At 43.6% G+C, this 14,398-nt stretch carries 13 protein-coding genes; 7 read left to right on the forward strand and 6 right to left on the reverse strand.

Going from position 1 to position 14,398, the window contains the following annotated elements; translation table 11 throughout:
• Window positions 1-2: 2 nt before the first annotated feature.
• Window positions 3-1,307, reverse strand: a complete 1,305-nt coding sequence (gene rhlB, locus AC19MV_RS10260) for an ATP-dependent RNA helicase RhlB (protein ID WP_498297847.1) — start codon at window positions 1,305-1,307, stop codon at window positions 3-5.
• 153 nt (window positions 1,308-1,460) lie between these two features.
• Here rhlB and trxA point away from each other — a divergent pair, with 153 nt between their 5' ends.
• Both trxA and rho read left to right on the forward strand, forming a co-directional pair.
• On the forward strand, window positions 1,461-1,787 hold the full coding sequence (trxA, locus tag AC19MV_RS10265; RefSeq protein WP_432404582.1) for a thioredoxin TrxA: 327 nt from the start codon (window positions 1,461-1,463) through the stop codon (window positions 1,785-1,787).
• Between the two features lie 224 nt (window positions 1,788-2,011).
• Window positions 2,012-3,274, forward strand: coding sequence for a transcription termination factor Rho (rho, locus tag AC19MV_RS10270; RefSeq protein WP_432404579.1), 1,263 nt, complete (start codon window positions 2,012-2,014; stop codon window positions 3,272-3,274).
• 187 nt (window positions 3,275-3,461) lie between these two features.
• On the opposite strand, the gene AC19MV_RS10275 is transcribed toward rho, so the two are convergent.
• The 4 genes from AC19MV_RS10275 to AC19MV_RS10290 all read right to left on the reverse strand — a co-directional run bounded on the left by AC19MV_RS10275 (window position 3,462) and on the right by AC19MV_RS10290 (window position 7,828).
• A complete protein-coding gene (locus tag AC19MV_RS10275; protein WP_432404576.1) occupies window positions 3,462-4,163 on the reverse strand; it encodes a hypothetical protein in 702 nt (233 codons plus the stop codon).
• A 177-nt stretch (window positions 4,164-4,340) separates the two neighbouring features.
• The gene (locus tag AC19MV_RS10280; protein ID WP_498307412.1) at window positions 4,341-5,081 is read right to left on the reverse strand and encodes a fumarate reductase iron-sulfur subunit; all 741 of its coding nucleotides are present in this window, start codon (window positions 5,079-5,081) and stop codon (window positions 4,341-4,343) included.
• Window positions 5,078-7,072, reverse strand: coding sequence for a fumarate reductase flavoprotein subunit (locus AC19MV_RS10285; protein ID WP_498307414.1), 1,995 nt, complete (start codon window positions 7,070-7,072; stop codon window positions 5,078-5,080). The genes AC19MV_RS10280 and AC19MV_RS10285 overlap by 4 nt, the downstream gene beginning before the upstream one ends.
• A 12-nt stretch (window positions 7,073-7,084) precedes the next feature.
• Window positions 7,085-7,828: a fumarate reductase cytochrome b subunit gene (locus AC19MV_RS10290; protein ID WP_498307416.1), complete on the reverse strand. Its 744-nt coding sequence runs from the start codon at window positions 7,826-7,828 to the stop codon at window positions 7,085-7,087.
• A gap of 389 nt (window positions 7,829-8,217) precedes the next feature.
• On the opposite strand from AC19MV_RS10290, the gene prmA reads away from it, so the two are divergent.
• The 5 genes from prmA to AC19MV_RS10315 all read left to right on the forward strand — a co-directional run bounded on the left by prmA (window position 8,218) and on the right by AC19MV_RS10315 (window position 12,906).
• Window positions 8,218-9,099 carry a 50S ribosomal protein L11 methyltransferase gene (prmA, locus tag AC19MV_RS10295; RefSeq protein WP_432404565.1) on the forward strand — a complete coding sequence of 294 codons (882 nt, stop codon included), beginning with the start codon at window positions 8,218-8,220 and terminating at the stop codon, window positions 9,097-9,099.
• Window positions 9,100-9,396: 297 nt separating this feature from the next.
• Entirely contained in the window at window positions 9,397-10,359 is a 963-nt protein-coding gene (dusB, locus tag AC19MV_RS10300; protein WP_432404719.1) for a tRNA dihydrouridine synthase DusB, read from the forward strand.
• 23 nt (window positions 10,360-10,382) lie between these two features.
• The gene (fis, locus tag AC19MV_RS10305; RefSeq protein ID WP_011494902.1) at window positions 10,383-10,688 is read left to right on the forward strand and encodes a DNA-binding transcriptional regulator Fis; all 306 of its coding nucleotides are present in this window, start codon (window positions 10,383-10,385) and stop codon (window positions 10,686-10,688) included.
• A gap of 233 nt (window positions 10,689-10,921) precedes the next feature.
• Window positions 10,922-11,899, forward strand: coding sequence for a hypothetical protein (locus tag AC19MV_RS10310; protein ID WP_498307418.1), 978 nt, complete (start codon window positions 10,922-10,924; stop codon window positions 11,897-11,899).
• A 74-nt stretch (window positions 11,900-11,973) separates the two neighbouring features.
• Complete coding sequence (locus AC19MV_RS10315; RefSeq protein ID WP_498307420.1) at window positions 11,974-12,906, forward strand: surface lipoprotein assembly modifier; 933 nt, start codon at window positions 11,974-11,976, stop codon at window positions 12,904-12,906.
• Here the strand turns inward: AC19MV_RS10315 and AC19MV_RS10320 are convergent.
• Window positions 12,889-14,289, reverse strand: a complete 1,401-nt coding sequence (locus AC19MV_RS10320; RefSeq protein WP_498307422.1) for a S8 family serine peptidase — start codon at window positions 14,287-14,289, stop codon at window positions 12,889-12,891. The two genes, AC19MV_RS10315 and AC19MV_RS10320, sit on opposite strands and share 18 nt — an antisense overlap.
• Between the last annotated feature and the right edge of the window lie 109 nt (window positions 14,290-14,398).

The raw sequence follows: 14,398 nt of genomic DNA on the forward strand, positions 1-14,398 counted from the left end.
GACTATGGTCTGCGAGTCCTAGGACGTGGCGGACGGCTAGCGCCACCGCTACGATGTGCGCCTTTGCTTGCACCACCATCACGGGTACGTGATGTAGGATGTTTGCGATGGATACGCACTGGCGCAGGAATATCATCCAGTAATCCATCTTGATCGTAGTTTGACACCGGAATTGAATGGTTTATATAAGTTTCAATAGCGGGTAAGTTTAGCGCGTATTCTTCACACGCAAAACTGATTGATACACCAGTTTTACCCGCGCGGCCAGTACGGCCAATACGATGCACATAATCTTCACAATCATCAGGTAAATCATAGTTATACACGTGTGACACATCAGAGATATGTAATCCGCGAGCAGCAACATCTGTTGCGACTAAAATATCTAAATCACCAGTAGTAAATTGCTCAAGAATACGAATTCGTTTCTTTTGCGGTACATCGCCAGTTAACAAACCGACACGATGACCATCACCTTCTAAATAAGACCATAGCTTTTCACAGCTGTGTTTCGTGTTCGAAAACACGATAGCTTTGTCTGGCCAGTCCTCTTCAATTAGGCTTAACAGTAAGCGCATTTTGTCTTCCATCGACGGGTAGAAAATTTCCTCTTTAATATTCTTAGAGGTTTTTTCTAACGGTTCGATTTCAACTTTTTCCGGATCGTTCATGTGATCATAAGCTAATTCCTGCACTTTCATTGACAAAGTGGCAGAAAACAACATATTTAATCGTGACTGAGCATCAGGCATTCTGCGGAATAAAAAGCGAATGTCTTTAATAAAGCCTAAGTCGAACATGCGGTCAGCTTCATCAAGCACAACCGCTTGAATGTGATTTAAACTGATCACACCTTGACGAACATAATCAATAATACGCCCGGTGGTGCCGATTAAAATATCAACACCTTTGTCTAGTACTTCTCGCTGTGTTTCGTAGCTTTCACCACCGTAAACAATACCGACTTTAAGGCCTGTATGTTTAGCAAGTAAATTAGCATCTTTGGCGATTTGTATTGCCAACTCACGGGTTGGCGCCATGATAATAGCGCGTGGTTCGGTTGCTTTGCGGCCCTCTGGCGCTGCAACGGTAAGCAAATGGTTAAACGTGGCAACTAAAAACGCCATGGTTTTACCGGTACCGGTTTGGGCTTGTCCGGCGATGTCTTTTGCTTTCAGTAAAATCGGTAAAGATAACGCCTGAATTGGCGTGCAAAACTCAAACCCGTTTTCATTTAATGCCGCGAGTACTTCGGGCTTTAAAAGGAAGTCGGCGAATTTTTGGGTCGATAAATGTGTTTGGCTCATAGCACAAGCATACCTGTAGGGGTTGCAAAAAAAGATTCGATCGTTTGAAATAGCTACATTATTAAAACGGTCTCTTGAAAAGCTATTTAACAGACCCAATATACATGGTAAGCCATTAATAAACTAGCAATGGAACCAAATCTGGAGAACAACATGAGCGATAAAATTGTATACCTAAGCGATGACAGCTTTGAAAACGACGTACTAAAGTCTGAAACACCGATTTTAGTAGACTTCTGGGCTGAGTGGTGTGGTCCTTGTAAAATGATTGCCCCAATCTTAAACGACGTTGCTGAAGAGTATGCTGGCAAGTTGGTTGTGGCTAAATTAAACGTTGACCAAAATAACGTTTCACCAGCGAAGTACGGCGTACGTGGTATTCCTACATTGCTTATGTTTAAAGGCGGCGAATTAGTAGCAACTAAGGTTGGCGCGCTTTCTAAGACACAATTAAAAGAGTTTATTGACGCTCAGATCTAAGCATCAAGTAAGCTAAAAATGTTAAACGGCACAACTTTTAAACAATTTGTGCCGTTTTTAGATCAAATTAGACCTAAATTTCTGGACGCCCCATCTATAAAGTGCTAATTTATTCATCAGATTTTTTTCAATTAACTTCTTCTCGTTTATCAATCATAAATTTTCTTTTCAACCTTACTGATTGATTGCGGTAAGCTTCGTCGCGCAATACAAGACTCCCATACATGAATTTAACAGAATTAAAAGACACGCCCATTTCGGATCTAGTTTCGCTTGCTGAAAGCATGAAGCTGGAAAACATGGCTCGTACTCGTAAGCAAGATATCATCTTCTCAATTTTGAAAGCTCACGCTAAAAGCGGAGAAGACATCTTCGGTGGCGGTGTATTAGAAATCCTCCAAGACGGATTTGGATTTTTAAGAAGTTCAGATGGCTCATACCTTGCGGGTCCTGACGATATTTATGTTTCTCCAAGTCAAATTCGTCGCTTTAACATGCGTACTGGTGACAGTATTTTTGGTAAAATCAGACCGCCTAAAGAAGGCGAAAGATACTTTGCACTGTTAAAAGTCAGTGAAGTTAACTTTGATAAGCCAGAAAGCTCTCGAAATAAAATCCTGTTTGAAAACTTAACGCCATTACATGCCGAAGAACGTCTTCGCATGGAACGCGGTAACGGTTCAACAGAAGACATCACCTCTCGTATACTTGATCTGTGTTCTCCTATCGGTAAAGGTCAGCGTGGTTTGATTGTTGCTCCGCCTAAAGCGGGTAAAACATTATTACTGCAAAGCATTGCCCAAAGTATTACTTACAACAACCCAGATGTGGTGTTGATGGTATTGCTTATCGATGAGCGTCCTGAAGAAGTAACCGAAATGCAGCGCATGGTTAAAGGTGAAGTTATTGCTTCTACCTTTGATGAACCAGCAAGCCGTCACGTTCAAGTTGCTGAGATGGTTATCGAAAAAGCTAAACGCTTAGTTGAGCACAAAAAAGACGTAGTGATTTTGCTAGACTCTATCACTCGTTTGGCACGTGCATACAACACCGTAATCCCATCGTCGGGTAAAGTATTAACCGGTGGTGTTGATGCTAACGCCCTGCACCGTCCGAAGCGTTTCTTTGGTGCTGCACGTAACATTGAACACGGTGGCAGCTTAACCATTATCGCTACCGCGTTAGTTGATACTGGCTCGAAAATGGATGAAGTGATTTACGAAGAATTTAAAGGTACTGGTAACCAAGAGTTACACCTTTCTCGTAAAGCTGCTGAAAAGCGTGTATTCCCAGCGATTGATTTTAACCGCTCTGGAACTCGTCGTGAAGAGAAGCTGACAACAACTGAAGAACTTCAGAAAATGTGGATTTTACGTAAAATCCTCCATCCAATGGATGAAGTTTCTGCAATGGAATTCTTAATTGATAAATTGGCTATGACCAAAACCAATGAAGAATTCTTTACTGCGATGAAGCGCGCCAAGTAATATTAACTTGTACGCAAAACAATCGTAAAAAAATGCCGCTAAATTAGCGGCATTTTTTTGTGCTTTTTATGGTAATACCAATGCGCATTAATAAGTGGCTACTCAGATCATTTATTAACGTGCAATGGTATAAAACACCGTTAGCTAAAAGCAATAATTTATTATTCAGCGAACGCTAATATTGAATCTATTCATCTTCATCAACAGTGTCGGCATGGCTATTAGCATCAAACTGTTCAACATTGGCAAATTGCTCAAACCAAAATGCCGAGCTGACCATTTTATATTGGCGCGATAAACCTTCACTTGCTACAAGCTCAAGTTGCCATAAAATCCCTTCTGACTCAGGAAAATGGGTGCCTTTAATTTGATCTTCGTACAAACGGTGCATTAAGGCATCAGGACTTAAGCCTGCAGATAATAGTCGCACCATTGCGGCATGCAACGATTCATCGAACAGGGTTAAATCATCGGCATCTTTAGCGGTAATGTTAACGCTAAACTCAACCCCTGTAGGCTGGGCAAACACACCATTAAAGGCTTCACGCAATAAGGCGTAAGCACTGAAAAAGCGTTCATGGAACAGACAATCAGAATACTCTTCCCACATTCTGTCGCCAACCATGTCATTTGCAAGTTGGTCTATTTTGCCTTCGGTAACGTCGTCAATAAACAAATGACTCAACACAATCTTCGCGGCTTCGACGTCGCCCAAGTCATTAAGCGACATCATGCACATTTCTCGCAACTCAGCAGAATCCATGCCTTCTAAGCCATCATCAAGGCCCATTAATGCCATAAGATGTAAATAATCATCATTTGACCAGGCGTTAGGGATTTTGCTAATTTTATGAAATGAACCGATTTGAACAGTAAACTGAGCTTGCATTGTTAAACTCCTTTTTTATCGCTATATGTCGCGAATCATTGCAGATTAGAATCTACAAGCCAACAATACTGTATAACGCCCTAAAATGAAAATAGCCGCTTACTGAATTTACAAACTCAGTAAACGGCTATTTTATTGGTCATAAAAAATATTAGCCTGGATTAATATCCATTAATTCTATTCTAAATTAGTCACGCTGATGGTCATTTTTCGGCGAAGGTAAGCAATTTGCTGCATATGAGGTAAATCTTTAGGGCAAGCATCTTGGCAGCCCAGTAACGTCATACAACCAAACACGCCGTCTTGATTACCAATCACATGATAAAAATCTTCACTACTGCGACTGTCACGGCTGTCTAACTCAAAACGGGCTATTTTCATCAACCCTACAGCACCCACAAACGTATCACGCATTTGCTTAGTTGCACACGCCGACACACACACACCGCATTCAACGCAGCGCTCAAGCTCATAAAGCTTCGCGGCTTCTTCTGGCGCCATAGGCGCTTCAATGCGATGAATGTCCATGTCGGTATCGCTTGGCTGTAACCATAACTGTAAACGTTCTGCTAATTCACGCATAAACTTACCGGTATTAACCGATAAGTCGCCAATTAGCTCAAACCCAGGTAATGGCATTAACCGAATTTCTGCAGTAGGGAAATTGGCTGTCAGCGTGCGACAAGCCAACGTTGGCTTACCATTAATGACCATGGCGCAACTACCACAAATACCCGCACGACAAACAAAATCAAATTGCAGCGATGGGTCTTGCTTATCGCGTAATTGATTTAATGCAATAAAGACTGTCATGCCAGGGGTTTCGGTAATGACATAACGGACCATTTGCGGTTTATCGTTAGGGTCTTGCGGATCGTAACGAAAAATCGAAAACGTCAATTCACGGGCTTGGCTCATTTGGCTTGTTCTCCTTTAACATCAACGTTATCAAACAGCCTTTGATTAGCAGGCATAAATTGCTCGGGAAGTTCATATGACATCAACGCAGCTTGTTTTGCATGGCGATCGTGTGGCTCAGTAAGCCCTGCCAGTATTTGTTCAATTTGTTGTTGGCGCTTTTGGGTATCTGGGTGAGCAATGGCATTATTGGTACCGTAGCCTCGGTAGCCTGGTGGTAACTCCATGCTCATGACATCGATTGCTTCATAAGTGAGTGTCGGCTTTAATGCTGCATCATCTGGCCAAGAACTCAAGGTTCTATTAAGCCAGTCTTTATCATTTCGCTCAGGAAAATCTTCGCGTGAATGCGCGCCACGGCTTTCTGTACGGGCATTAGCACCACTCGCCACAGTTAAGGCCACTTTGAGCATTCTCTTTACTCTTAATGCATCAACTAGTTCGGGGTTTGCATGACGTTTCTTACACGTTAAGCCAATGTTTCGTGAGCGCAGCAATAATTCGCTAAGCTCTTTTACCGCTTGCTCCAGTTGAGTGCCATTGCGGAAGATCCCCACATAATCCATCATTATCTTTTGCATTTGTTGCTTCAAAGTAATGGCTTTTTCAGTGCCATTGCCGTCGATTAATTGGTTTATTTCTGCCTCAATTTGTTGGCCAAAACCTTCAATTAATTGAGTATCAATACTCAAAGTAGTTTGTTCACAAAAGTCAGCAACATATTGACCAATGATCATCCCGCCAACCACGGCCTCGGCTAAAGAATTACCGCCTAAGCGATTAAAGCCGTGCATATCCCAACACGCGGCTTCACCGACACTAAAGAGTCCTGCTAACTGCGGGCTTTCGCCATTATGCTTAGTGCGAATGCCGCCCATAGAGTAATGCTGTGTGGGCCTCACAGGGATCCACTCTGTTACCGGGTCAATGCCTAAAAAGTGCTGACAAATCTCTTTGACTTCACGCAAATTGGTATCAATGTGCTTTTGCCCTAACAAAGTAATATCGAGCCATAAATGCGGACCGTAAGGACTATTCACGCCTTTGCCTTTACGCATATGTTCAGTCATACGTCGTGAGACTACGTCGCGTGATGCCAACTCTTTTTTATCGGGCTCGTAGTCAGGCATAAAGCGGTGACCGTCTTTATCACGCAATACTCCCCCATCACCTCGACATCCTTCTGTGGTTAAAATCCCTACTGGGACAATAGCTGTTGGGTGAAACTGTACCGCTTCCATATTGCCTAATGTGGCCACGCCCGTTTCCAGCGCCAATGCTTGGCCAATCCCTTCGCAAATAATGGCATTGGTCGACACTTCATAAATGCGACCATATCCCCCTGTCGCTATGGTTGTCGACTTAGCCACATATGCACGTATTTCACCGGTAATTAAACAGCGAGCAATCACACCATGACAACGCTTACCATCATGGATAATTTTCAAGGCTTCCATACGTTCATGGACCGGAATGCCCATAGAAATAGCGCGATTATCGACGGCATATAATAATGAATGCCCTGTGCCATCGGCTGTGTAGCACGTTCGCCACTTTTGAGTACCGCCAAAATCACGGGCATTAATTAACCCGTGAGCCTCTTTTGCCTCGGTTAAGGTGACTTTTTTTGCGTTAACAATGACCTCACGATCACCTTCGGTGACACGGCTCCATGGCACGCCCCAATGCGCTAACTCGCGTACGGCTTTAGGCGCACAATGCGTAAACATTCTTGCCACCTGCTGGTCGCAGCCCCAGTCAGAGCCTTTTACGGTGTCTTGAAAATGCACATCTTCATTGTCGCCCATACCGCTAACGGTATTGGCTAAACTGGCTTGCATACCACCTTGAGCCGCCACTGAGTGAGAGCGTTTAGCCGGAATAAGTGATAATACAATAGTGTCGAGACCGCGTTCTTTAGATGCTATAGCAACCCTAAGTCCTGCAAGTCCTGCCCCAACGACTAAGGAATCGGTATATATAATTTTCACAACATATCCTTATTACAAACCAGGTACAAAAGGCACCACAGGTAAGCTCAATGAGCGACCAATAATGATATATGCCACTAAACTTGCTACGCCCAGCACCATTAAATACGCCAAAAGCACTTTCGCTAACTTTAATAACGCAAAGCGTTGGGTTGTTAATCCCCATTTAATCGATACGCGATATAAACCAAAAATGGCATGTACGGTAACAGCAGGTAATAGCAGTACATATAACATCCACACATTTTGATGCACGACGCGTTCAGCCGATAAGTGTGGGCCAATTTCAGGATTCGTCATCATTGCAAAAAGGTGAACTGGCACTAAAAAAAACAGTAAAAAACCACTGACCATTTGCCAAAACCAAATCTTAGTATCTTCATGAGGTAGAAACTGCATCTGTTGGCGCAGGGCTCGCCACTGGCCAATTTGTGTAGGAAAGCGCCGTAAAGCAAATACTGCATGAACAATCACAATCAGCAGCATAAATGCGGAAAATATTTGTGTCAGGATAGGAAATCCATGGCCGGTTTCGCTGAAAACACCGCCTTCAAGAAACTGTGCAACCTGATAAAATGCCTCCTTGCCGAATAAAATACTCGACTCAAAGTGCAGATGCATAATTATAAAAAGTCCTAGCAATACGCCAGTCGCACTTTGTAATCTATCTGCCCTAGCAGCCCAAATAGGATGACTAAATCCTTTTACATTAGTGCTACTCAAGACAGCTTTTGCTGGCAAAGGGTTCGCGGCCATAAATTATTACATCCTGTGCTGACACAATGAGAGACATTGACCATAGCAAGAGTTCGGCAACAACTGCACTGAGCACAAAACAATCCGTGACTGCGCTCACCTATATTTACTGGTTTGTTAGAAGCCGATCACATATACCCAATCAACTTGAAGATGCATGTTTCAAAGCTTCAGCGTGTTTTTAATACTAGGCGCGGTAATGTAGACACCTTATAAATTAGCGTAACAACGCCCTTGATTTAAAAATCAGGGAACACGGTAAAACTCCCACAGGGCAAGTTTTACAAATAAGCACGATAAAGTGTCGACGAAAACGCACAAATGTAGGCGGTTTGGGTATAATGGCGCCCAACAATACTTGTATTAATTTTATCGATTAGGAACATTCCATGGCTTGGATCCAATTGCGCATTCACACCCATCGCGACCACGCAGACATGCTTGGTGACTTATTAATGGATCACGGTTCAGTTTCCATTACTTATGAAGATGGCCAAGACGAGCCTATTTTTGAGCCTAAATTGGGTGAGACTCCGTTATGGCAGGACACCATCTTAATCGCTTTGTTTGATGCAGAAACAGATTTAGCACCGACTATCGAATTTTTAGAAACGATGCCATTTTTAGGTAAAGGATTTACCCATAAAATTGAGCAAGTTGAAGAGAAAGACTGGGTACGTGAATGGATGGACAGCTTCCACCCTATTAAATTTGGCCAACGCTTGTGGATATGTCCAAGCTGGCGTGAAATACCAGATCCAACAGCCGTTAACGTTATTCTTGATCCCGGTCTTGCCTTTGGTACGGGTACCCACCCAACTACTGCGTTATGTTTAGAGTGGTTAGACAGTCTCGACTTAACCAACAAAGAAGTGATCGATTTTGGTTGTGGTTCAGGTATTTTAGCTATTGCGGCCATCAAACTGGGTGCTAAAAAAGTGACCGGTGTTGATATTGACTACCAAGCCATTGATGCCTCAACCGCAAATGCTGAACGAAATGACGTTGTCGATCAATTAGCGTTATATTTACCAGAAGACCAACCCGCTAACTTACAAGCCGATGTACTGGTCGCCAACATTTTAGCGGGTCCATTAAAAGAGCTCGCACCGCTGATAGCCGAAAAAGTCAAAACCGGTGGTAAACTGGCTTTATCGGGTTTATTACAAGAACAAGCGCAAGATGTATCAGACTTTTACAGCCAATGGTTTGATATGGATCCAGCTTGCCATAAAGAAGACTGGAGTCGACTCAGCGGTATACGTAAATAATACCGAACTCGCCTCAACATTAAGCTAACAGTGGGTTGTTTTATCACCAAAATAACCCACTGAATATTTTTTTACAGCTTATTAACAACCCTCAAAACTCCCAGCGTCAATAAAAAAGTTGACCTACAGCTCGCACCAGCCCTCAAACACCATGTAAAAATGCCAATTATTAGTCAAAGATGTGACAGCCAATAAAAGTCAAGCAAAAAAGTTGCATTCAGGTCATTTATTGACCTTTTCATGACCGTCAAAAAGGGCTACTATAGCGCCCCTTTGAAGAGCAAGGTGAAGTTCGCAATGCAAATTGGCCCGTATCAACTGTCTAATCAGCTGATTGTGGCACCAATGGCAGGTGTCACCGATCAGGCCTTTCGAAATCTCTGTTTACGCTATGGCGCTGCCTTAGCAGTATCAGAAATGCTTTCATCAAATCCTGAAGTTTGGGACAGCGATAAAAGCCGCCAGCGCATGATGCATTCTGGTGAAGAAGGTGTTCGCTCCGTACAAATAGCAGGTGCAGATCCTGAGTTAATGGCCAATGCCGCACGGTTCAACGTTGAACAAGGCGCGCACATCATTGACATCAATATGGGCTGCCCCGCCAAGAAAGTGAATAAAAAGTTTGCTGGCTCAGCACTCATGCAAAGCCCCGATTTAGTAAAAGAGATTTTACAAGCCGTGGTATCAGCTGTTGATGTGCCAGTAACGTTAAAGATTCGAACAGGTTGGGAACCTGAACATCGTAATGGTGTTGAAATAGCCAAGATTGCCGAACAAAGTGGCATTGTTTCGTTAGCTGTTCACGGCCGCACAAGACAATGCATGTACAAAGGTTTTGCCGAGTACGACACGATTAAAGCAATCAAACAGAATGTCTCAATTCCTGTTGTCGCCAATGGGGACATCGACACTCCGGAAAAAGCCAAGTTTGTGCTTGACTACACCGGCGCCGATGCCCTGATGATAGGAAGAGGTGCACAAGGAAGGCCCTGGATTTTTAAAGAAATCCTACATTATCTGGAAACAGGTAAAAAGTTAGCGCCAATTAAGGCGGACGAGCAACGCGCAGTGATGCTTGAACACCTTAACAAACTTTATGACTTATATGGCGAATACAAAGGTGTCCGATTTGCTAGAAAGCACGTCGGGTGGTACCTAAACCATGAGGAACAGCGCCAATTTCGTGCTGACTTCAATCGGCTTGAAACCGCTGCCCAGCAACATTCCTTAGTGGAATGTTATTTTGATGAATTAGTTTAGAATTTAATAAAGAGCAGAATAGAATGTTTGATCAGACAACTAACACAGAAGTTCACCAGCTTACCGTAGGCAAAATCGAAACAGCAAACGGCACTATCAAGCCGCAGTTATTACGTGACGCAGTTAAACGTGCCGTAACTAACTTCTTCTCTCAGTTAGACGGTCAGGAAGCTTCTGAAGTATATGAAATGGTATTGAGCGAAGTTGAAGCTCCTTTACTAGACATCATTATGCAACACACTCGTGGCAACCAAACGCGCGCTGCTAATATGTTAGGTATCAACCGTGGTACTTTACGTAAGAAATTAAAGAAATACGGCATGAACTAAGACTTAACGTCTAAGTGATTGTAATGAAACGGGCTTATCAGCAATGATAAGCCCGTTTTGTTTTTAATTATCTACAGAATCAAATTTTAAATAATCAATTAACTTACAATAGCTTAAGGTTAAATTTTGTGATTGATTTCATTTATTTTCAATTTTTTTAGAAATAAATGGAATAGAATCTGTCGTTGTCTCGTTATCACTGTGTCAATCACGACAACAACGAGGGAACTACAATGAACACATTATTCAAACCTACTTTAATCGCACTAGCCTGTTTTTCAACAATGGCCATGAGTGCTGAAATGTCAGTTTCAACCTCAACGTCTGCACAAGCTGATGTGCAATTTAGCCAAGGTCAATTAACACAATTAAGTGCTAGCGCTAATCTTCAAAATAGTAATCAAGCTGCAGCATCTAATGATACCGCAACCTCAGATACCCCCAGTGAAAGCACCACAGATATGGGCGCAGAGCAAACCGCGGCTAATGACACTGACACAGCAGAAACGAGCGAAACCAATGACGCTGACTCAATGACGGCTGAATCATCAACATCAGCTAACGGCGAATTAACACTCTCCATACCGACGGAAACGCTAATGGCAGTCAATTCATCAATCAACTCAACCGTTGATACCACAATAGCTAATGTCGATTCGGTATCTCAAATTGCCAGTTCACAACTTAGCGGCTTAACTAACGGCGCGGTGACACTTGCTACTGAGCTTAGCGGTCAAACTTCGGCTACAGCAGAAATGGCAGCGACACAAACGTTAGCATCTGCGTCTAGCGCGATTGCCACAACTGCTGATACATCGGCTGAATTGAGCGCCAGCTCAGTAAACAGTGCGCTAACGACGGCTAACTCAACTGAGCTTGCGCTAGATAACGCAGTTAATGGCGCCACAGAGTTAACAACTACAGCAGCCGCTAACAGTGCTGCACAGCTGCAAAACAGCATGACAGCCAATACGCTTGAGACCACCAGCAACGCCGTGTCAGCATCAACGACTGCAGCAGTGTCACAAGCCACCTCTGCCGCCGTCAATGCCAGTGCCTTAACCGCTGTTCAGCAGCAATTACAGGCAAGTGCGAGTGAGTTAGTTCAACAAAATGCACGTGAACAAGTGACCCAAGCCGTGAGTCAAACCGTAAGTGCTGAAGTGAATAATACAATCCAAAATACAATTCGATTAACCAGCGGTTTATAAGCGCTTAATCCTACCTCGTTTATGCCGGCAATATTGCCGGCTTATCTTCCCTGTTGACTTTAGGATCTCACATTATGGCCTTATTCAATCGTAACACTGCGCTTTCAACGGCTATCGTACTAACCAGTGCAAGCCCATTATTATGGGTAAACGTATCAGCAAACGAACATGCCGATGCCTGGTCATTTAGTGGTAAAGCCAAAGCGGGAATGGAATATCAGTCTAACGTTAACATTAGTGAGCTTGAGCAGGCGAGTGGCGAGTCAGACACTGCGGTCGTGTTTGATGCTCAACTCGACTTAGGTTGGCAAGTGAGTGACAACTTACGCATAGACAGTGGTTACAGTATCAATGATAAAAGCTATCAAACGGCCAGCGATTATGATTCACGCCTGCAGTTAGCCTTTGCAGATGTGAGCTATGCATTAACCACAACCACCATAGGTGCTAATGTGTATCATGCCCAGGCTGATTTAGATGGCAGCGACTTTTTAAGCTTAATTCAATTCAGCATCTACACCATGCACAGCTTATCTGACAGCTGGTTTTTACGCCCAAGCATAATGCATGCAGACAAGCAGTTTGATCAAATTGAAGCACGAGATGCAAAAAGCTATACGGCAACGCTGGACTCATTTTGGTTTTTTAACCAAGGACAGCGCTTTATCTCAGTGGGTGCGACCTATGAAGATGAAGATACGAATGCCACTGAGTTTAGTTACACCGCGACGGGATTAAATGCCCGCATATCTAATCAGTTTTCGTTATGGCAAATACAACAAAAAATCCAGTTTGGCGCGAAACTGAGCCAACGAGATTATCAAACTCAAGATGATGGCAGCCGCCGAGATGATGTACACCAGCAGTATGATGCCAAATGGGAAGTGAATTTGGGTCAGCATTGGGCTGTGCTGACCTCTATCGAATATGGTGATTTTCAATCCACCTTAAGCACAGCAGATTACGATGAAACCCGAGCAGGGCTGATGCTACAGGCCAGCTTTTAAAGGGCGAGTTAATAAACCATAGCCATATTGACTATCTTTACCTGATACGCCCAAATCTTGCGCTTGTTGTTGTAACTGCTGCACAACCTGCGCCAGAGTTAATTCTGGCGCCAAAGCCAATAAACACGCTACTTTTGCACTCACTACAGGTGTTGCCATAGACGTACCGCTTTCGCGCCCAACACTGCCATCGGCGCGAGTGGTCAATACCTTAACCCCTGTGGCCGCAAAGTCGATGTACTCACCTTGATTAGCCCAACGATATAGCTTTTTTGCATCATCCACTGCAGTTACCGCTATCACGCCATCATAAGCGGCGGGATACAAAGGTGCAGCCGCTGGACCACCGTTTCCCGCTGCAGCGACTAAAATAATCTCCTTCGCGACTAATCGAGTGACCACTTCGCTTAATACTGGGTTATCTGGCCCAGTTAGGCTCATATTAACCACCCGATTATTTTGCGCGACCAACCAATTTAACGCCTGCAGAATACTCTCGAGTGTGGCGCCTTGCTGATATTCATTTTGCGCATAAAAAGCGCCTGCACTGTACAAGGTGAGTGATGGCAATAATGGGCTCAACCCATCGTTTATACCAGCCAAAACACCTGCTACGGCGGTGCCATGGCTGTATGAAGTGGCGATATCGGCAGGTAAAAAGTGTTGTTGAATTAAGGCAAAACGCTCAGTCAGATTCGGCCAAGCGCTGTGTTTGGGGTTAATAGCAGTATCGATCATACCCAACGAAATAGGTAATTCGCACATGGCTGCAGGCATGTTGCTATCTGCTGCTTCTTCTATCACGGCTTGTGGGGCCGCAATTGACACTTCAATAGCCTGAGTTTGTGGCTGGTAAATAAAGTTACGGCTTAAATATGGCGCGAGCAACTCAGGTAATTGTTGGCGCAACATGTGTTTATTGTCTAACGAATCAGGTACTTTAAGCTTAATCAGTTGTAAATCAAGACTGTCTAGGCTTTTACGGGTTTGTACGTACTGACTTAGCGCTGGCACAACCTCGAGCACTTGCTGCCATTGATTTTCTGATAACAGTAATAGCCATTCACGCTCAACCGCGCGTTGCCCAAGTTCAACTTCAACCTCATTCCACACTAGCTGTTTACGGGTATCTAATATGGGTAGCACGCTAGGTAATTGCAGTAGCGGGTCTAATAGCTGGGCTTTAATCGCGAGTGTTTTTTGCAATTGCTGCTCAATCAAGCGTTGTTGTTTTAATTCTTGTAGGCGCTCAGCATTACGATTTACGCTGCGATCAAGGTGATCCACAATGGTGTCAGGTAACTGAGTAATAGGTAATAGCTGGGCTGTAGCCACCCAAGGCACAAAGGCTAAGCCTAATAATGTCAGTTTATATTTTTTCATTACTCTCATTGATTTACCTAGCTTGCCGTATAGTGTGTAACATTAAAACGTCTGACAACAATAAAAAATTCCCTCTCCACTGGAATAAATAATCTATTGACTCGTTATC

This window comes from Shewanella sp. MF05913, assembly GCF_059758095.1.